Source organism: Ramlibacter sp. PS3R-8, from assembly GCF_037572435.1.
Classification (GTDB): Bacteria; Pseudomonadota; Gammaproteobacteria; order Burkholderiales; family Burkholderiaceae_C; genus Ramlibacter.
Genome location: NZ_JBBHGT010000006.1, coordinates 283,818 through 301,625, shown reverse-complemented (window position 1 = coordinate 301,625; position 17,808 = coordinate 283,818). Strand labels below are relative to the sequence as shown.

At 68.6% G+C, this 17,808-nt stretch carries 16 protein-coding genes and 1 pseudogene; 1 reads left to right on the top strand and 16 read right to left on the bottom strand.

Going from position 1 to position 17,808, the window contains the following annotated elements:
• From WG902_RS19850 to WG902_RS19790, 13 genes and pseudogenes are all read right to left on the bottom strand, one after another.
• On the bottom strand, positions 1–519 hold a 519-nt coding region (locus WG902_RS19850), incomplete at its 3' end, for an SRPBCC family protein (protein ID WP_340061932.1).
• A 4-nt stretch (positions 520–523) separates the two neighbouring features.
• Positions 524–967 (bottom strand): SRPBCC family protein, encoded by a 444-nt coding sequence (locus WG902_RS19845; protein ID WP_340061931.1) that lies wholly within the window; start codon positions 965–967, stop codon positions 524–526.
• A 1-nt stretch (position 968) separates the two neighbouring features.
• A complete protein-coding gene (locus WG902_RS19840) occupies positions 969–2,720 on the bottom strand; it encodes a flotillin family protein (protein WP_340061930.1) in 1,752 nt (583 codons plus the stop codon).
• Positions 2,721–2,742: 22 nt separating this feature from the next.
• Positions 2,743–3,573 (bottom strand): phosphoenolpyruvate hydrolase family protein, encoded by an 831-nt coding sequence (locus tag WG902_RS19835; protein ID WP_340061929.1) that lies wholly within the window; start codon positions 3,571–3,573, stop codon positions 2,743–2,745.
• Positions 3,574–3,581: 8 nt separating this feature from the next.
• Positions 3,582–4,832, bottom strand: a complete 1,251-nt coding sequence (locus tag WG902_RS19830; RefSeq protein WP_340061938.1) for a Tm-1-like ATP-binding domain-containing protein — start codon at positions 4,830–4,832, stop codon at positions 3,582–3,584.
• 537 nt (positions 4,833–5,369) lie between these two features.
• Positions 5,370–5,858: pseudogene (locus WG902_RS19825) on the bottom strand (ABC transporter ATP-binding protein); the annotation flags it as partial.
• Positions 5,858–6,679, bottom strand: a complete 822-nt coding sequence (locus WG902_RS19820; RefSeq protein ID WP_340061928.1) for an ABC transporter ATP-binding protein — start codon at positions 6,677–6,679, stop codon at positions 5,858–5,860. The gene WG902_RS19820 and the pseudogene WG902_RS19825, both read right to left, overlap by 1 nt.
• Positions 6,680–6,693: 14 nt before the next feature.
• A complete protein-coding gene (locus WG902_RS19815) occupies positions 6,694–7,941 on the bottom strand; it encodes an ABC transporter substrate-binding protein (protein WP_340061927.1) in 1,248 nt (415 codons plus the stop codon).
• A gap of 25 nt (positions 7,942–7,966) precedes the next feature.
• Positions 7,967–8,959 (bottom strand): branched-chain amino acid ABC transporter permease, encoded by a 993-nt coding sequence (locus WG902_RS19810; RefSeq protein ID WP_340061926.1) that lies wholly within the window; start codon positions 8,957–8,959, stop codon positions 7,967–7,969.
• 137 nt (positions 8,960–9,096) lie between these two features.
• Positions 9,097–10,023, bottom strand: a complete 927-nt coding sequence (locus tag WG902_RS19805) for a branched-chain amino acid ABC transporter permease (RefSeq protein WP_340061925.1) — start codon at positions 10,021–10,023, stop codon at positions 9,097–9,099.
• Positions 10,024–10,133: 110 nt separating this feature from the next.
• Positions 10,134–11,420, bottom strand: coding sequence for a metal-dependent hydrolase family protein (locus tag WG902_RS19800; protein ID WP_340061924.1), 1,287 nt, complete (start codon positions 11,418–11,420; stop codon positions 10,134–10,136).
• Between the two features lie 10 nt (positions 11,421–11,430).
• Positions 11,431–12,729 carry a metal-dependent hydrolase family protein gene (locus WG902_RS19795; protein WP_340061923.1) on the bottom strand — a complete coding sequence of 433 codons (1,299 nt, stop codon included), beginning with the start codon at positions 12,727–12,729 and terminating at the stop codon, positions 11,431–11,433.
• Between the two features lie 18 nt (positions 12,730–12,747).
• On the bottom strand, positions 12,748–13,542 hold the full coding sequence (locus WG902_RS19790; RefSeq protein ID WP_340061922.1) for an alpha/beta fold hydrolase: 795 nt from the start codon (positions 13,540–13,542) through the stop codon (positions 12,748–12,750).
• 163 nt (positions 13,543–13,705) lie between these two features.
• Here WG902_RS19790 and WG902_RS19785 point away from each other — a divergent pair, with 163 nt between their 5' ends.
• Positions 13,706–14,344: a TetR/AcrR family transcriptional regulator gene (locus WG902_RS19785; protein ID WP_340061921.1), complete on the top strand. Its 639-nt coding sequence runs from the start codon at positions 13,706–13,708 to the stop codon at positions 14,342–14,344.
• Positions 14,345–14,499: 155 nt separating this feature from the next.
• Here WG902_RS19785 and hpaH read toward each other — a convergent pair whose 3' ends face one another.
• The 3 genes from hpaH to mnmE all read right to left on the bottom strand — a co-directional run bounded on the left by hpaH (position 14,500) and on the right by mnmE (position 17,760).
• Entirely contained in the window at positions 14,500–15,282 is a 783-nt protein-coding gene (gene hpaH / locus WG902_RS19780) for a 2-oxo-hept-4-ene-1,7-dioate hydratase (RefSeq protein ID WP_340061920.1), read from the bottom strand.
• Positions 15,279–16,238 (bottom strand): dioxygenase family protein, encoded by a 960-nt coding sequence (locus WG902_RS19775; protein WP_340061919.1) that lies wholly within the window; start codon positions 16,236–16,238, stop codon positions 15,279–15,281. The genes hpaH and WG902_RS19775 overlap by 4 nt, the downstream gene beginning before the upstream one ends.
• 115 nt (positions 16,239–16,353) lie before the next feature.
• A complete protein-coding gene (gene mnmE, locus WG902_RS19770; protein ID WP_340061918.1) occupies positions 16,354–17,760 on the bottom strand; it encodes a tRNA uridine-5-carboxymethylaminomethyl(34) synthesis GTPase MnmE in 1,407 nt (468 codons plus the stop codon).
• Positions 17,761–17,808 lie beyond the last annotated feature (48 nt).

Below are 17,808 nucleotides of genomic sequence, written 5' to 3'. Positions count from 1 at the left end.
CCCCCCCCCCACCCCGACATCCAATCCACCACCACCCCCACCACCACCACCACCACCTCCACCTCCACCCCCACCTCCACCCGCCCCCAAATACTTGCGCAAATTCGCAAACCCCGCCTCATACACCCCGTGCGCCACCATGTCCCGCATCTCCCGCTCCATCCCCGGCGGCGAATCGAAGCTCGACTCCCAATGCCAGAAGGTGCGGTCGCCATCCGTGACGGGCTTCAACGTCACCGTCGCCACATACCGCCGCAGCGGCACGGTCGCATCGAGGATGCAATACGTGGACTTGTAGTCGGTGTCCGAGAGCGCCAGCAATTGTTCCCGGATGCGGTTGCCGTCCTTCAACGAGAAGCTGCGCACGCAGCCCACCTGCGACGGCGCCTCGCCGTTCTCGATGCGGCTGGCCGCCACCACGTCATGCCACTGGTCGTGGCTGTTGAAGTCGCGCAGCACCGCCCACACGCGCTCGATCGGCGCGTCGATGACCGTGGAGCGGACGACCTTCTGCAGCATCGCGCTAGCGGGAAGCGCGGAAGTGCTTCTTCAGCGCGTCGAAGCCGCCCTGGAACACCTGCCCGCCGATCAGCTCGGACAGCTCGCGCTCGCGCTTCTCGTCGCAGTCGAACTCGGCGCTCCACTCGGCAAAAGTGCGGCCGCCGTCGGTGACCGGCGTGAGCTTGAGCGTGGCCGTGTAGTTGTCCACGCCCATCGGGCTTTCCAGGATCGAATAGGTGCAGCTGTACTCGAAGTCGGACAGCGCCAGCAGCTTCTCGCGGATGCGGCCGCCGTCGCGCGTGTGGAAGTTGCGCACGCACCCCACCTTGTCGGGCGCGTCGCCGTTCTCGATGCGGCTGTCGGCGATGCCCGGATGCCACTGGGGCAGGCCGTTGAAGTCGCGGATGCGCTGCCATACCGCATCCGCGCCCGCATCGAGCACGGTGGAGACGTAAACGCGGACCACGTCAGGCCTTCTTCGTCGGCGGGTCGGCCGCCGGGATGGACGCGATCGGCGGCACGAGCGCGGCGCCGTTCGGAATGCCGGTCGTGCCCGTCACGCCGTTGACCAGCTGGTTGATGCCGCCGCCTTCGATGCCGATCTCGCGCAGCAACTGGTCCACCATCGGCGCCTGCGCCCGGAAGCGCAGCGCGGAGTTCACCAGGCCATCGGAGAAGTTGCTGCCCTGGGCGCCCATCTGCCCGATGCCATGGCCGCCGTTGCCGCCGCCGCCGCCCATGAGCCCGTCGACCTGCAGGATCTTGATGCCCTCGATGCGCTCCATCGGCTTGACGGACTCGCGGATGATGCCTTCGGCCTTGTCCACCACGCGCATCCGCAGGGCCGAAGCGCGCGCTTCCGGCGACAGGATGTTGTGCGCCTCGTTCATCATGCGCAGGCCGTCGGCCTCCACCTCGGAACGCACGCGGATCGCCATCGAGCGGATCTTGTCGGCGCCGGCTTCCGCCTCCGCCTGGATGCGCGTGGCCTCGCCGCGGTCCGCGCTGGCGCGCTTCTCGGCGTCGGCCGCGCTGGTGATGCGCAGCGCATCGCGCTCCGCCGCCTGCGCCGCGGTGATCAGCTCGATGGCCTTGCGCCGCTCGGCCACTTCCACTTCGCGCGTGGTGAAGACTTTTTCTTCCGCCGAGACGGCGATGGCGCGGGCCACGTCGGCCGCTGCCTGGGCCTCGCTCTGGTGCTTGCTCTCCCGGGCCACCGCGATGGCGCGCTGCTGCTCCGCCAGGTCCATCGCCTGGCGCCGCATGATCTCGGCGGCCTGCAGGGCCCTTTCCTTGCCGATGCGCTCTTCCTCCAGCGACTGCTCGCTGCGGATCCGCGCTGCCTCGATCGCCTGCCGGGCCGAGATCTGCACCGTCTCGGCATCCTGCTCGCGCTCGGCGCGCTCGGTGGCGAGTTCGGCGCGTTGCCGGGCCCGCGCCACTTCGACTTCGCGCTGTTGCGTCAGGCGCGCATATTCGCTCTCGCGGTCGATCTCCAGCGACAGCTTCTCGGCTTCCAGGTTCTTGTTGCGGATGGCCACCAGCGTGTCCTGCTCGACGTCGTTGCGCTGCTTCTTGCGATGCTCGATCTGCTCGGTCAGGCGGGTCAAGCCCTCGGCGTCGAAAGCGTTGCTCGGGTTGAAGAACTCCATGCCGGTCTGGTCCAGCTGGGTGAGCGAAGCCGCCTCCAGCTCCAGCCCGTTTTTGGTCAGGTCCTCGGCCACCGTCTCGCGCACGCGCCGCACGTAGGTGCCGCGCTTCTCGTGCAGCTCCTCCATGGTCATCTCCGCCGCTGCCGTGCGAAGCGCGTCGACGAACTTGCCTTCCACCAGTTCCTTCAGCTGCTGCGGCTCCAGCGTCCGCAGGCCCAGCGTCTGGGCCGCGGCGGCCACGGCGCTCGGCTCCGCGGCGACGCGCACGTAGAACTCGGCGACCACGTCGACCCGCATGCGGTCCTTGGTGATGAGCGCCTTGTCGCGGCCGCGCGCCACCTCCAGCCGCAAGGTGTTCATGTTGACGGGGATCACCTCGTGCACGATCGGCAGCACGAAGGCGCCGCCGTCCAGCACGACCCGTTGGCCGCCGAGGCCGGTGCGCACGAACGCGCGCTCCTTGCTGCTGCGCAGGTACAGCCAGTGCAAGAGCCAGACACCGATGGCCACGACGATCCCGGCCACGATGAGGCCCAGGATGAAGGTGCCGAATTGGGCTCCGGTCATGTTGCGTCTCCTTTAGGTATTGCTAGCGAGTGATCTGGACGAAGCGGCGCGCCGTCTCCGTCAGCGCCTTTTCGGCGGGCAGCCGCTCCATCGAGCTGGCGCCGTAGAAACCATGGCAGTCCGGACACTGCGACAGGATCCATTGCGCGTCCTGCGGCTCGGCGATGGGACCGCCATGGCACAGCACCAGGATGTCGGGCCGCACCGACCTGGCGGCGGCCGCCCAGGCGTTGATCGGCGCCACGCAATCCTTCAGCGTGAGCGCCGTGCCGGCGCCGATCGCGCCGCCGGTGGTCAGGCCGAGGTGGCAGACGATGATGTCCGCGCCTGCGCGCGCCATGTCGCGCGCTTCCTGCTCGTTGAAGACGTAGGGCGTGGTCAGCAGTCCCAGCGCATGGGCCCGCGCGATCATCTCCACCTCCAGCCCATAGCCCATCCCGGTCTCTTCCAGGTTGGCGCGGAAGGTGCCATCAATCAGGCCCACGGTGGGGAAGTTCTGCACGCCGGAAAAACCCAGCGCGATCAGCCGCTGCAGGAAATCGTCGGTGATCATGAACGGGTCGGTGCCGTTCACGCCCGCGAGCACCGGCGTGCGCTTGACGACGGGCAGCACTTCGTGGGCCATCTCGCAGACGATCTCGTTGGCGTTGCCGTAGGCCAGCAAGCCGGCCAGCGAGCCGCGGCCCGCCATGCGGTAGCGGCCCGAGTTGTAGATGACGATCAGGTCGACGCCGCCGGCTTCCTCGCACTTGGCGGACAGGCCGGTGCCGGCGCCGCCGCCGACGATGGGCCGTCCCGCCGCCACCTTGGTGCGCAGGTTGTCGAGGATTTCTTCGCGTGCGATGCGTGCCATGCGGGTCCTTAGGCGGTTGCGCTGCGGGCGCGCTGGCGCGGCGCAGCGACGTCGCGCCACGCGGCCACCAGCGCCTGCGCGAACGCGTCGTCGTTGATGTGGTGCGGCAGGCGCAGCAGCTTGCGGTCCGGCCCCGGGCGGAAGCCGGACTCGATGGCCGTGAACAGCGCGCGGTCGGCGGCAGGGTCGTGGAAAGGCTGGCCCGGCTTGTCGATCGCCGACACGCCGCCCTCCGGAATGAGGAAGCGCACCGGCCCCTGCATCGCATTGAGCTTCTTCGCGATGAATTCGCCGATGGCGGTGCACTCCTGCACGGTCGTCCGCATCAGCGTCACGCTGGCGTTGTGGCGATACAGGGTGCGGCCCTTGAAGCGCTCCGGCACCGTGTCCCAGGCGCCGAAGTTCGCCATGTCCAGCGCGCCGCAGGAACCCACGTAAGGCAGGTCATGGCGGGCGAAAACGTCCATGCGCAACGGCCCGGCCGACAACACGCCGCCGACGATTTCGTCGGCCACCTCGGTGGTGGAGACGTCGATCACGCCGGCCAGCAGGTTCGAGTCGGCCAGCTTCTCCATCGACTGGCCGCCCACGCCGGTGGCGTGGAAAACCAGGCAGTCGTAGTCGTCGGCCAGCAGGCGGGTCACGGACTGCACGCACGTCGTGGTGACGCCGAACATCGTCAGGCCGAGCGCAGGCTTGGTGGTCGATTCGGTGACGGCGGCGCCGTGCGCCATCATGCCGGCCAGCGCGTTGGCTGCATTGGCCAGCACCCGCTCGCTGATGCGGTTGATGCCGGACACGTCGGTCACCGAGTACATCATGCAGATGTCGCTCGGGCCGACGTAGGCGCGCGTGTCGCCGGAGGCCATGGTGGAGACCATCACCTTTGGCAGGCCGATCGGCAGCGCGCGCATGGCCTGCGTAGCGAGCGTGGTGCCGCCCGAGCCGCCTGCGCCGAGCACGCCGCCGAGGTCGCGCCGCGACAGCAGGAAGCGCTCGAAGGCCAGCGCCATCGCGGTGACCGCGCTGCCGCGGTCGTTGGTGAACACCGCGGTCTCGCCTTGCGGGTGGGAGCGCGCCACTTCGCGCGGGTGCACGTTGGCCGACGAGGGTTTGCCGGAAGTGGCGAGATCGACTGTCACCACCCGCATGCCACGCTTTTCCAGGCACTGCTTGACGTAATTCAGTTCGCGGCCCTTGGTGTCGAAGGTGCCGGCGACGTAGGCGGCGCGGTGGGCGCTGGCGGCGACGGGAAGGATGAGGACCTTGTTGTCATCCTCCGCCGCCCTCACCCCGGCCCTCTCCCGCGAGCGGGAGAGGGAGTTCTCCGTCTTGCTCCCTCTCCCCTCCGGGGAGAGGGCTGGGGTTAGGGGCGCTGGGGCGAGGGGCAAGCGCGGCACTGCCGACGCGGACCATTGATTCACCCCGGCCACGGACCTCTGCGCCTTCGGCAACGGCGTCGCATCGCTGCCCGCGTGCGCCCTGCGCACCGTGAACACCCGCGTCACCCCCGCATCGGGAGCCGGCACGTCGGCGGGCGCCTCTTCCTCTTCGTCGCTCGACCGCACCCCCAGCAACCGCTCCTGCAGCCCCTTGTCCGCCGCCAGCTCGTGCCCGGCCATCTCGTGCGCGATGCGGCCATTGACCATCACGCCCACGCGATCGGCGACTTCCATCGCCACGCCCAGGTTCTGCTCGATCAGCAGGATGCCGATATGCGTCTCCGCCGCCAGGTCGCGCAGCGCCTGCGCCACCTGCTCGACGATCACCGGCGCCAGGCCCTCGGTGGGCTCGTCCATCACCAGCACCTTGGGTTCCAGCAGCAGCGCCCGGCCGATCGCCAGCATCTGCTGCTCGCCGCCCGACAGCTGCGCGCCGCCGTTGCCCTTGCGCTCGGCCAGCCGCGGGAACATCGTGTAGACGCGCTCCACCTCGCGCTTGTGCGTCGCCACCAGCCGCAACGTCTCGTCCACGGTCAGCGAGGCCCACACGCGGCGGCCTTGCGGTACATACGCGATGCCGCGCCTGGTGATCTCGTTCGGGGTGCGGCCCAGGATCTCCTCGCCGGCCAGCTTGACGCTGCCCGTGGCCGCCACCAGCCCGGTGATGGCGTTGCACAGCGTGGTCTTGCCCATGCCGTTGCGGCCGACCAGGCCGAACACGCCCTCGGCCAGCGTGAAGCTCACGCCCTGCAGCGCATGCGCGCGGCCGTAGTACACGTCCAGGTCGCGCACTTCCAGCAAAGGGCCGCCGGCCTTGGTGTCCTTGCGAGAAAACAGCGCCATCAGTGCTTGCCCCCCATGTAGATCGCCTGCACCTGCGCGTCGTTCTCGATCTCGTGCGGCGTGCCTTCCCGCAGCACGCGGCCGTTGTGCATCACCGTCACGCGCTCGACCACCTTCAGCGCGATGTCCAGGTCGTGCTCGATCAGAACGTAGCTCATGTGCGAGGGCAGCGAGGTGAGCAGCGCCACCAGTTCGCGGCGCTCGGCGGGCGACAGGCCCGCGGCGGGCTCGTCGAACAGGATCAGCCGCGGCGCACCGGCCAGCGCCATGCCGATCTCCAGCTGGCGCTGCTGGCCGTGCGCCAGGTTGGCCACCGGCTCGCCGGCGATGTGCGACAGCCGCGCGCGCTCGAGCAATTCCTCCGTGGCGGCGCGCGAGGCTTCGCCCCAGCCGGCCCGCACGAAGGAGAAGCGGCCGCGGCCCATGCCGCGCACCGCGAGAAAAAGGTTGTCCCGCACCGTCAGTTCGCGGAACAGCAGGGAGGACTGGTAGGTGCGGCGCAATCCCTTGCGGATGCGCTCGTACGGCGGCAGCGCCGTGATGTCCTCGCCGAAGAACCGGATGCTTCCCGCCGTGGGCGGGAAGTCCCCCGTGATCGCGTTGAACAGCGTCGTCTTGCCGGCGCCGTTGGCACCCAGGATCGCGCGCTTTTCGCCCGCGGCCACCACCAGCGACACGTCGTCCACGGCGCGCAGCGCGCCGAAGCTGCGCGTCACGCCCTGCAGCACCAGCGCGTCGTTGGACGCGAGGGCGAGCGGCGCCAATGCGCGCGCGGGTTGCGCACGCCCGGCGGCCGGACGAAGTGTGGTGATGGAGGCCACGGGCGCCCTTGTGCTTAGGGGCAGGCCGGCACGTCGCGCGAGCCGATCTTGAACTGCGCCTGCGGCACGCCCAGCGTCTGGGTGACGTTGTCCACCTTGCTGTGCACCTTGTTGAACAGGTTGCCCTGCGCGTCCTTCACCACTTCGGTCACGAAGGTGGTGCCGATCGCCTGCCGGTTGGAGTCCAGCCGCACGTCGCCGGTGGGCGTCTTCAACACCATCTTCTGCAGCGCGTCGCGGTACTTGGCATGGTTGCCGCCGAGGTCGCCGTTGACCGCAGCCAGGCCGTCCAGCGCTGCCTTGGTGTTCACGTAGTAGACGTACGCGAACAGGGACGGGCTGGGATAGCCGCCGGCCGAGACCGGGAAGTTCTGGTTGTAGGCCGCCACGAACTTCTTCCATTCGGCGCCGTCGTAGGCATCGGCCAGCGGGCCGGCGGACAACGTGCCCACCAGCGAGTCACGCTTCTTGCCGCGGTAGTTCAGCACGTCCTGCGACACGGTGATGGAGCCGCCCAGCAGCGGCTTGTCGCCGCCGGCCGCTTCGTACTGGTTCAGGAAGTTCACCGCGTCGGCGCCGCCCAGCACCAGCAGCAGCGCGTCCACATCCTTGGGGATGCGCGCGATGACCGACGAGTAGTCCTTGCCGCCCAGCGGCACCCAGGCCTTGACCGGCACCTTGCCGCCCGCGCCGCAATACTCCGTCATGAAGCCCTGCACCTGCGAGTACGGGAAGGAATAGTCCTCGGCGATGACCATCACGCGCTTGTAGCCCTTGGCCATGGCCGCCTTGCCCAGGCCCACCATCCACTGTCCGCCCTCGGTGTTGAAGCGGAAGAAGTTGGCGCTGGGGTTCTCCAGCGTGGTCGCCTGCGCGCCCGAGCCGCCGTTGATGAAAGTCACCTGCGGCTGCGTCTTGGAGTAGTCCTTGACGGCAATGCCTTCGCCGCCGGACAGCGGGCCGACCAGGATGTCCACCTTGTCCTGCTCCACCAGCTTGCGCGCGGAGTTCACCGCGACATCGGGCTTGGCGTCGGAGGACGCCTTGATCATCTCGATCTTGCGCCCGGCCACCACGCCGCCGCGCTCCTTGATGGCCAGCTCCGCGCCGCGCATGCCGTCCGCGCCGCCGGCCGCGAACGGGCCTTCCAGCGTGGCGAGCACGCCGAGCTTGAGGGGGGCGCCCTGCGCCCAGGCGCCACCCGTGAAGGTCGCGGCGAATGCGGCCGCCGCCAGGCCGCTCAGCAGGAATCTTTGATGCACGCTTGTCTCCTTGGGAAATGTGCGCTCAGCGCAACGAGGTTGAGACGGACCGACCACCCTGCAGGCGCGCCTTGAGGTGCGCCCACAGGCCGAGCAAGCCGTCGGGGGAAAACAGCACGATGGCGAGGAAGGCCACGCCGATCACGAGGTTGAAGCGCTCGCGGTCGATCACGTCGACGGCGAAGGTCTGGAGCAGCACGAACACGATCGCGCCGAGGAAGGGGCCGATGGGATGGCGCAATCCGCCGAGCACCGCGATCACCAGCACGTTGATCAGCCAGGAGGTGCCGACGGAGCCGGGCGTGATGAGGCCGTTGTACCAAACCAGCAGGATGCCGCCGACCGAGGCGATGAGGCCCGCTACGGCGTAGGCGGCGACGCGATGCGCCGTGACGTTGAAGCCGAGCGCATTCATGCGGCGCGCGTTGTCGCGGATGCCCTGCAGCGCCACGCCGAAGGGTGCGCGGGCGATGTACTTCACCGCGAAGTAGCCCATGAACGCGAACGCCAGCACGAGGAAGTAGAACGGCACCGGCGAGCGCCAGTCGATCTCCAGCACCATCGGCGGATGCACTTTCTGGAACCCCTGGAAGCCGTTGAACACCGTGTAGTTCTGCAGGCACAGGTAATAGAAGGCCACGCCCATGGCCAGCGTGATCATGATGGTGTAGATGCCTTCGGTGCGCACCGACAGCCAGCCGATCAGCACCGAGACCAGGGTTCCCATGGCCAGCGCCGCGACGATCGCCACCGGCCAGGGCCAGCCCAGGCTGATGGCGGTGCTGCTGGTGCCGAGGATCGCGAGCGTGTAGCCGGACACGCCGGCCACCGTCATCTGCGCCAGCGACACCATGCCGCCGTAGCCGGAGAGGAACATCAGCGACAGCGCCACCAGCCCCAGCGCAAGGCTTTGCGCGCCGACCTGGAAGGTGAGGAAGGGCGAGGCGACGAAGGGGAAGACCAGCAGGCCGATGAGGACGACGATGTGGTGGGGAGCGATGGCATCGCGGATGCGCATCCACGTGGGGCGGGTTTGGCCCGGGTCGGTTTGTCGGGGTGCGCCTGCGGGCGCAACCCGACCTACGGCATTGGAATGCGAGTCGAACCCGGCGGCGCCCGCGCCGCTGTTCATGGCTTTCCGCCACCGCGCCGCGCTCATGCCGCCCTCCCCATCAACCCGCGCGGCCGGAAGGCCAGCACGAGCACCAGGATCACGAAGGTGAACACCACGCTGTAGGTCGGCGCGTAGGCCAGCCCGTACGTCTCCGCCAGCCCCAGCACCACCGCACCGAGCGCCGCACCGACCACGCTGCCCATGCCGCCGACGATCACGACGATCAAGGAGGCCAGCAGCAGCCGCGTGTCCTCGCCCGGCACCATCGACAGTTCCACCGCGCCGATGACGCCGCCCAGGCCCGCCAGGCCCGCGCCCAGCGCGAAGGTGACGGCGAACACCAGGTTGACGTTGACGCCGGCCGCGGCCAGCATGCCGCGGTCGTCGACGCCGGCGCGGATCATCATGCCAACGCGGGTGCGATTGAGCAGCAGCCACAGCCCCACGCCGATGGCGATGCCCATGCCGAGCAGGCTGAGGCGATAGGCGGAATAGGCGTTGATGATGGGGATGCCGCGGATCGGCCCCTGCAGCCAGGCCGGGGCTTCCATCTGGTGCACCTGGGCGGTGAAGATCCACATCAACAGGTCCGCCACCACCACCGACAGGCCGATGGTCACCATGGTCTGGCGCAGGTCCTGGTTCTGCATGTGCCGCAGCACCAGCACCTGCAGCAGCAAGCCGGCCAGTGCGGCCGCCGCGAAACCGGCGGCGATGCCGAGGATCCACCAGCCGGTCTTCTCCGCCACGATGAAGCCGATGTAGCCGCCCAGCAGGTACAGCGAGCCGTGCGCCAGGTTCACGTTGCGCATCAGGCCGAACACCAGCGTGAAGCCGCTGGCGACGATGAAGTAGAGCGATGCCAGCGTCAGGCCGTTGAGCATCGTGACGAGGAACAGGCGCGGGTTGTCGAACAGCGCCCAGATGGAGAAGACGAGGATGGGGCCGGCGATGAGGAGCCAGGGCACGAGCCGACGCCAAAGGCCGTCATTCCCGCGGAGGCGGGAACCCAGGGCTCCCGGACCCCGGATTCGGGAGCCCTGGGCCCCCGCCTGCGCGGGGGTGACGACCGCCTGGTTCATGCCGCCCACCTCATCTCCCGCTCCGCTTCCATGTCCGGCGACTTGGCGAACACGCCGTCCTTCATCACCGCCAGGATCCGCTTGGGGTCGCGCAGGATGGCGATGTTGGACAGCGGGTCGCCGTCCACCAGCAGCAGGTCGGCCAGGTAACCTTCCTTGACCTGGCCGAGCTCGTGGCCGCGCATCATGATCTCGCCGCCGTACACGGTGGCGCAACGGATCGCCTCCGCCGGCGTGAAGCCCAGGTACTTGACGAAGAACTCCAGGTCGCGCGCGTTCTGCGTGTGCGGCGTGAAGGCGAAGCCGTAGTCGCCGCCGAACAGGATGCGCACGCCGCGCTTGTGCATGGCGCGCAGCGACGCGATGGCGGCGTCCCACTCGCGCTGGTAGCCCATCTCCACCGCCTTCGCGTTGGTGATGCCGTACGCCTCGGCCTCGTGCAGCATCGCGTAGAGGATGGCGATGCCGGGCGCGACGAAGACGCGGCTCCTGGCCGCCTCCAGCATGTCCAGCGTTTCCTCGTCGGTGTAGCTGGCGTGATAGATCACGTCGATGCCATGGCGCAGCGCCTGCTTGACCGAGGCGGCCGAGCGCGCGTGCGCGGTGCCGCGCTTGCCGCGCACCCGCACTTCGTCCATCGCCGCCGCCACTTCGGCGTCGCTCATCCAGGTGGTTTCAGCGGGCGAGTCGGGCGTGAAGTTGTCGCCTGACAGGTTCAGCTTGATGGAATCCACACCGTACTTCAGGAACATGCGCACGGCCTTGCGCATCTCGTCGGCGCTGTTGACGTTGACGCCGAAGCTGAACTCGGGGAAGGGCAGGTGCGGCAGCGTCTCGTCGCCCAGGCCGCCCGGCACGGTGATCTCCTGGCTGGCGGCCAGGTACCGCGGGCCTGGGATCTGGCCGCTGTTGATGGCGTTGCGGATCACCACGTCGAGACGCGGCTTGGCGCAGGCCGCGCCGACGCAGGAGGTGAAGCCTGCCTCCAGGTAGCGCTTGGCCACCTTGGCGCACCACAGTACGTGCTCTTCCAGCGGCATGGTCTGGATGGCGGACAGCGTGGCGGCATCGTTCCAGGAGAAATGGGTGTGGGCCTCGCACATGCCGGGCATCAGCGTCGCGCCGCCGGCGTCGATCACGGTCGCCGCGCCGCCGCTGGCAGAGCCGCCCGAGCGGCTGACGCGCTTGATGCGGTTGCCCTCCACCAGCACGGTGCCGAGGAAGGGCGAGGCGTTGGTGTTGCCCTCGAGGATGCGGACGTTGGTGAACAGCGTGCTTTCCATCGTCGTCTCCTCAGGCGGCCCAGCGGGTCATTTCGGTGCGCGCATCGCGGCGCAGCGGCGGCGCGCGATGGAACTCGCCGTCCTTCATCACCGCCAGGATGCGGCGCTTGTCCTGCAACACGGCGATGTCCTCCAGCGGGTCGCCGTCCACCAGCAGGATGTCGGCGAGATACCCTTCACGGATCTCGCCGATCTGGCCCTTCATCTTCATGATCGGCGCGCCCCACAAGGTCGCCGACAGCAGCGCCTCCAGGTTCGACATGCCGACCACCTCGACGAAGTTCTCCAGGTCCTTGGCATTGGTGCCGTGCGGGGTCCACGCGAAGCCGTAGTCGCCGCCGGGCAGGATGCGCACGTCGCGCCGCCGCAGCGCCTTCATCGATTCGATGGCGGCTTCGAGCTCGCGGAAGTAGCCCATGCCGCGCGCGACGGCCGGTGTGATGCCGTAGTCGCTGGCGTGGTGGCAGGTGTTGATCAGCCAGGCCAGGCCCGGAGCGATGAAGTGCTCCTTCTTGTGCTCCTCCAGCAGGTCCAGCGCTTCCTCGTCGGCGAAGCTGGCGTGGTAGATCACCTCGATGCCGTGCCGCACGCAGCGCTTGATCGACTTGGTGGAGCGCGCGTGCGCGGCGACGCGCTTGCCCCAGTTCTTGGCTTCGTCAACGCAGGTGGCGATCTCTTCCTCGGTGAACTGCGAGCCTTCGCTGGGGAAACCGGTGATCGATTCGCCGGAGAGGTTGATCTTCACCGAGTCGACGCCGTACTTGGCGAACATGCGCACGCAGCGCCGCATCTCCTCGGCGCCGCTGACGATGGCGCCGAAGGCAAACTCCTGCTGCGGCAGGTGCGGCTGCGTGGTATCGCCCAGTCCGCCGGGCACCGTGATCTCCTGGCTGGCCGCCAGGTAGCGCGGGCCGACGATGCTGCCTTCGTTGATGGCGTTGCGGATCACGACGTCCAGGCGCGGCTTGGCGGTGGCGGCGCCGACGCACGACGTCCAGCCCATGTCGAGATAGACCTTGGCGACTTCGGCGCACCAGAGGATGTGCTCCTCCGGCGGCATGCGCTGGATCGAGTCCAGGGTGGGCTGGTTGTTCCAGGCGAAGTGCGTGTGCGCCTCCACCATGCCCGGCATCAGGAAGGCGCCGGCCGCATCGACCATGGTCACGCCGCCGATGGCGGGAGCGCGCCCACCCATGCCGGACCTGGTGACGCGGGTGATGCGCTTGCCCTGCACCAGCACCTCGCCGCGGAAGGGCGTGTCGCCGGAGCCGTCGAAGATGCGCGCGTTGGTGAACAGCACGTCGGCCATGTCGATGTTTCCTCGGGTTCAGCGCTGGGCGGGCAGGAAATGGCGCAGTTCGCGCACGCATTCCTCGGGGCGCTCGATCGGCGTCCAGTGTCCGCAGCGGTTCAGGATGACGGTGCGCACGCCCTTGGTGCCGGACAGGCGCTCGGCCATGTTGCGCACGGCTTGCGGCGGCGCCACCACGTCCTCGTCGCCGGTCACCAGCAGCACCGGCGCCTCGATGCGCTCCACTGCGGCAGCGGTGCAGGCGGCCAGCGCGTCGCAGCTGCGCGCATAGCCATCGGGGTCCTGCCGCATCAGGCTTTCGCGCACGAAGGCGGCGGCGACCGGCAGGCGCTGGCGCGTGTCGGCGGAGACGGCGGCGTTCACCAGCGCCAGGGCGATGTCGTGCATGCCGCGGGCGCCTTCGCTGCGCGCCTTTTCGCCGCGCGCGCGAATGTTGGCGCGGGCCGTCTCGGGCGGCGCCATCAGCGGGCCGAACACCGCCAGGCTGCGCACCAGGCGCGGCTGGGCGACGGCGAGGTGCTGCGCGACGATCGTGCCCATGGAGTGGCCGAGGATGTGGGCGCGGCTCACATTCAGGCGGGCGCAGATCGCGACAACGGCTTCCACCATCTTCTCGATGGTGAGGGCGCCGCCGGCTGCGCCGGAGCGGCCGCTGCCTGGCAGGTCCGGCCGGATCACGCGGTGGCCGGCCAGCGCCGGCATCAGCGGCGACCAGGTGTTCGAGGTTCCACCCAGCCCGTGCAGGCAGACGACGGTGTCGCCTTCACCTTCGTCTTCGACGACGCACCTGTCGATCACATGGATGGACATCCGGTCTCCTCGATGCCTCTGAACTTCGGGCCTTGCGCGGCGGGCGCTGGTGAGACACCATGCCGATATTGAGACACCTGTCTCAAACGCGCCGGCGCATCTTAGGCACAAGAACGGTGCGTCGGCAACCGCTAAAGTGCTGGCTCGATCTACGGAGTTACCCTTGTCCCGGCCGAAACTGAAGCCTACCGAAGCGCCACCGCCACCCACCAGCGGCGTGCGTGCGTCCACCTTCAAGCTGCTGCTCGACACGGCGATGGACATGATCCAGCAGGACGGCCACGTGCCCTCGATCGCGGAGGTGGCGGTGCGCTCGAAGGTGTCGCGCGCGACCGCGTACCGCTATTTCCCCAGCCGCAGTGCACTGGTCACCAGCGTGGTGGACGCGTCGCTGGGGCCGGTACGACAGGTTTCCGATGACGATCTGGGCGGACGCGAGCGCGTGCACGGTGTCTTCAAGAAAACATTTCCGCGCTTTCGCAAGTTCGAGCCGCAGCTGCGCGCCGCGGTGCAGCTGGCGCTGGAACAGTGGGCACTGCAGCGCGCGGGCTTGCTGGAGGAGGAGCCTTACCGGCGCGGCCACCGCGTGAACATCCTGGCGCATGCGCTCGAGCCGATGAAGAAGCAGCTGTCACCTGCCGTGCGCGAGAGGCTGCATCGCGGCTTGTCGGTGCTATATGGCATCGAGTCGTACGCCATCCTGCGCGACATGTGGAACCTGGGCGACCGCGAGCTGGAGAAGACGGTGATGTGGATGGTGGATGCGTTGATCGATGCGAGTTTGCGGGAGGGGAAGCGGTGACATGTCGGGGTGCGGGAGGAGAAGCGGTGACATGTCGGGGTGCGGGAGGAGAAGCGGTGACATGTCGGGGTGCGCTTCGCGCAACCCGACCTACGGGAGCCGGTCATGGGATCCCGCATTCGTAGGTCGGGTTCGCGAAAGCGACCCCGACACCCCTAGCTGAACGAAACGCCGATCGATCCGAGCGGCCCGAAGTCCGCATGGATCACATCCCCCGCCGCGACGTTCACCGGCCGCGTGAACGAGCCGGCCAGCAGGATGTGCCCCGCCTCCAGCATGATGTCGTGGCGCGCCAGGCGATTCGCAAGCCACACGATCCCCATCGCCGGATGCCCCATGATCGCCGCGGACACGCCGGACTCCTCGATCACGCCGTTCTTCGACAGCGTCGCCGCGCACCAGCGCAAGTCCACGTCCATCGGCCGCACGACGCGGCCGCCGGTGATCATCCCGCCCGCCGCGGCGTTGTCCGCAATCGTGTCGACGATGGCACGCGGCACCTCGGTGCGGTAGTCGATGATCTCCAGCGCCGGCGTCACGTACGCGGTGGCATCGAGCACGTCGTACATCGTCACGCTCTTGCCACCGATGCGCTTGCCCAGCACGAAGGCGAGTTCCACTTCGATGCGCGGGTTCGTGAATTTCGATGCGGGCAGACGTACGCCGTCCGCGTACGCCATGTCGTCCAGCAGAACGCCGTAATCCGGCTCCGTCATCTTCGACGCCATCTGCATCGCACGCGAGGTCAGGCCGATCTTGTGGCCGATGACGCGCGCGCCCGCCTTGACGCGTCGCTCGGCCCACAGCTGCTGCACGGCGTAGGCGTCCTCGATCTCCATGGCCGGCCAGGTCTTGCTGACCTGGGGGATGAGTTTCACCGCGTTGCCCGCTTCGAACAAGGCGTCCGCGGCTTTCTGTCGATCGTCCTGGCTGATCATCGTGGCGGTTCTCCGACATGGGATGTGCGGTCCAGGACCACCAGTGGCGGGCGTGGACCGTCGGTCTTCGCGGTGATCGGCGGCGGCGGCAACGCGGCTTCGCCGGCCGTGACCACGAAGGTGTGCTCCAGCGAATACCAGCGTCCCCGCACCTGCGCATCGGGTGAAGGTTCGTTCTCGTGCAACACGTACTGGCCGATCAACGCCTGCGTCACGCCGAACTGCACGTCGGTTTCCAGGTGCGGATCGTCGCTGGAATACAGCTGCGAGAACTGCGTCTTGAAGCCCGGCTTGTGGACCAGGAAATGGATGTGCGCCGGCCGCATGTTGTGGCGGCCCTGCGCGCGGATCATCGCGCCGACGGGACCGCTGACGGGGATCGGATAACCCGACGGCTTGACGGTGCGAAAGCGGATGCGGCCCTGCGCGTCGGTGGTGAACTTGCCGCGCAGGTTCATGTCGGCCTGCTGCGGGTCCTGGTTCTCGTAATAGCCTTCGCCCGAGGCTTGCCAGACGTCCACTTCCGCATCGACCACCGGCTGGCCGGCGGCGTCTCGCACCCAGGCCGTCACGAACACCGGGTCGCCCGGCGTGGCCGAGCGCACGATCGATCCGCCATCGGGAGTGACCGGCGAGCCCCTGCGCCAGAACGGTCCCATCAGGTTGGCCGTGGTCTCGCCGCCGTCACCGTTGTTCAACAGGCAGACCAATGCCGACACGCCGAGCGAGCCGGCGCCGAGCACCACCTCGTTGTGCGAAGGCGTGGTGAGCTGGCCGGCCTTGGCGACCAGGCCGCAGATCTGCCGGAATTCGGGCTCGGTGAGTTCGGTGTCACGCACGAAGTCGTGCAGGTGTTGCACGGCGGACCGCAGGATGCGTCGCAGGCGCGGGTCGGGCGTGCGGTCGACTTCCGCGAGCACGGCGCGGGTGAGGTCGGCGTGGGTGCGGATGGGCATGGCGAGGTGGCAATATGCCATAGGCGGGAGGGCACGATGCCGGGGTGCGCGATTGCGCAACCCGGCCTACGGGGTCGTAGGCCGGGTTCGCGAAGCGACCCCGACACCACGCCGCTTACTTGCCGATGCAAAACCTGCTGAAGATCACCCCCAGCAAATCATCCGCGCTGAACTCCCCGGTGATCTCGCTCAACGCGTTCTGCGCCAGCCGCAGCTCCTCGGCCAGCAGGTCGAGCACCTGGGCGCCCCGCGCGATGTGCGCGGCTGCCTCCATCAGATGCGCATCGACGCGCCGCAGCGCGTGCAGGTGGCGCTCGCGCGCGATGAACACGCCTTCGGGTGCGGCTTGCCAGCCGGCGACTTCGAGGAGCTTGCGGCGGAGGGTGTCGAGGCCGGCGCCGGTCTTGGCGCTCAGCGTCATTCCCGCGGAGGCAGGAACCCAACTCTCCCTGTTCTTTTGGGCGCCCTGGGTCCCCGCCTCCGCGGGGATGACATCATTCTTGTTCCAGACATCGATCACAGGTACGTCACCCGGCAACTTCGCTGCAATGACCTCGTCCGCTGCGCGATAAGCAGGATCGCCCGCTCGCGTCAGGTCATGCAGGAACACCACCGCATCCGCGCCCTCGATCTGCCCCCAGGCCCGCTCGATGCCGATCTGTTCCACCGTGTCCGCGCCTTCGCGCAGCCCCGCGGTGTCCACCACGTGCAGCGGCACGCCCTCGATCTGGATCGTCTGCCGCACGATGTCGCGCGTGGTGCCGGGGATCGGCGTGACGATCGCCAGCTCGGCGCCGGCCAGCGCATTCAGCAGCGAGCTCTTGCCTGCGTTGGGCTGGCCCGCGATGACCACGTTGATGCCTTCACGCAGCAGCGCGCCCTGGTGTGCACGCTGCATGACGCGCGCGAGGTTCGCTTGCAGGCGCTCCAGCTGCCCCGCCGCATCGGCCTTCTGCAGGAAGTCGATCTCCTCTTCGGGGAAATCGAGCGTCGCTTCCACCAGCATGCGCAGGTGGACCAGCGCATCGCGCAGCGCATGGATCTCGCGCGAGAACTCGCCGGCCAGGGACCGCGTCGCGCTGCGTGCCGCAGCCTCGGTGCTGGCGTCGATCAGGTCGGCGATGGCCTCGGCTTGCGCGAGGTCGAGCTTGCCGTTCAGGAAGGCGCGCTGCGTGAACTCGCCGGGCTCGGCGACGCGCAACGACATCGGCGCCCCCGCCTCGAGGCAACGCGCCAGCAGCAACTGCAGCACCACCGGCCCGCCGTGCGCCTGCAGCTCCAGCACGTCTTCTCCCGTGTACGAGTTGGGCGCGGGGAAGTGGATCGCCAGGCCCTGGTCGATGGGGCTGCCGTCGGCGGCGCGGAAAGGAAGGTACGTTGCTTCGCGCGGCTTCAGCGTGCGGCCGCAGACCGCATCGATGATGGGGTGCACGCTCTTGGCGCTGACGCGCACGATGCCGACCGCCCCGCGACCGGGCGCGGTGGCGATGGCGGCGATCGGTTGGTCGAGGCGGGCGAGCATTTCTTGAATTGTCATTCCCGCGGAGGCGGGAATCCAGGGCTTCCAGAG

Excerpts from the sequence above, each read along its gene's own strand:
- WG902_RS19840 (WP_340061930.1), bottom strand. The coding sequence starts at position 2,720 with ATGACCGGAGCCCAATTCGGCACCTTCATCCTGGGCCTCATCGTGGCC.
- hpaH (WP_340061920.1), bottom strand. The coding sequence starts at position 15,282 with ATGATCAGCCAGGACGATCGACAGAAAGCCGCGGACGCCTTGTTCGAA.
- WG902_RS19790 (WP_340061922.1), bottom strand. The coding sequence starts at position 13,542 with ATGTCCATCCATGTGATCGACAGGTGCGTCGTCGAAGACGAAGGTGAA.
- WG902_RS19835 (WP_340061929.1), bottom strand. The coding sequence starts at position 3,573 with ATGGCACGCATCGCACGCGAAGAAATCCTCGACAACCTGCGCACCAAG.
- mnmE (WP_340061918.1), bottom strand. The coding sequence starts at position 17,760 with ATGCTCGCCCGCCTCGACCAACCGATCGCCGCCATCGCCACCGCGCCC.
- WG902_RS19795 (WP_340061923.1), bottom strand. The coding sequence starts at position 12,729 with ATGGCCGACGTGCTGTTCACCAACGCGCGCATCTTCGACGGCTCCGGC.
- WG902_RS19800 (WP_340061924.1), bottom strand. The coding sequence starts at position 11,420 with ATGGAAAGCACGCTGTTCACCAACGTCCGCATCCTCGAGGGCAACACC.
- WG902_RS19810 (WP_340061926.1), bottom strand. The coding sequence starts at position 8,959 with ATGCGCATCCGCGATGCCATCGCTCCCCACCACATCGTCGTCCTCATC.
- WG902_RS19775 (WP_340061919.1), bottom strand. The coding sequence starts at position 16,238 with ATGCCCATCCGCACCCACGCCGACCTCACCCGCGCCGTGCTCGCGGAA.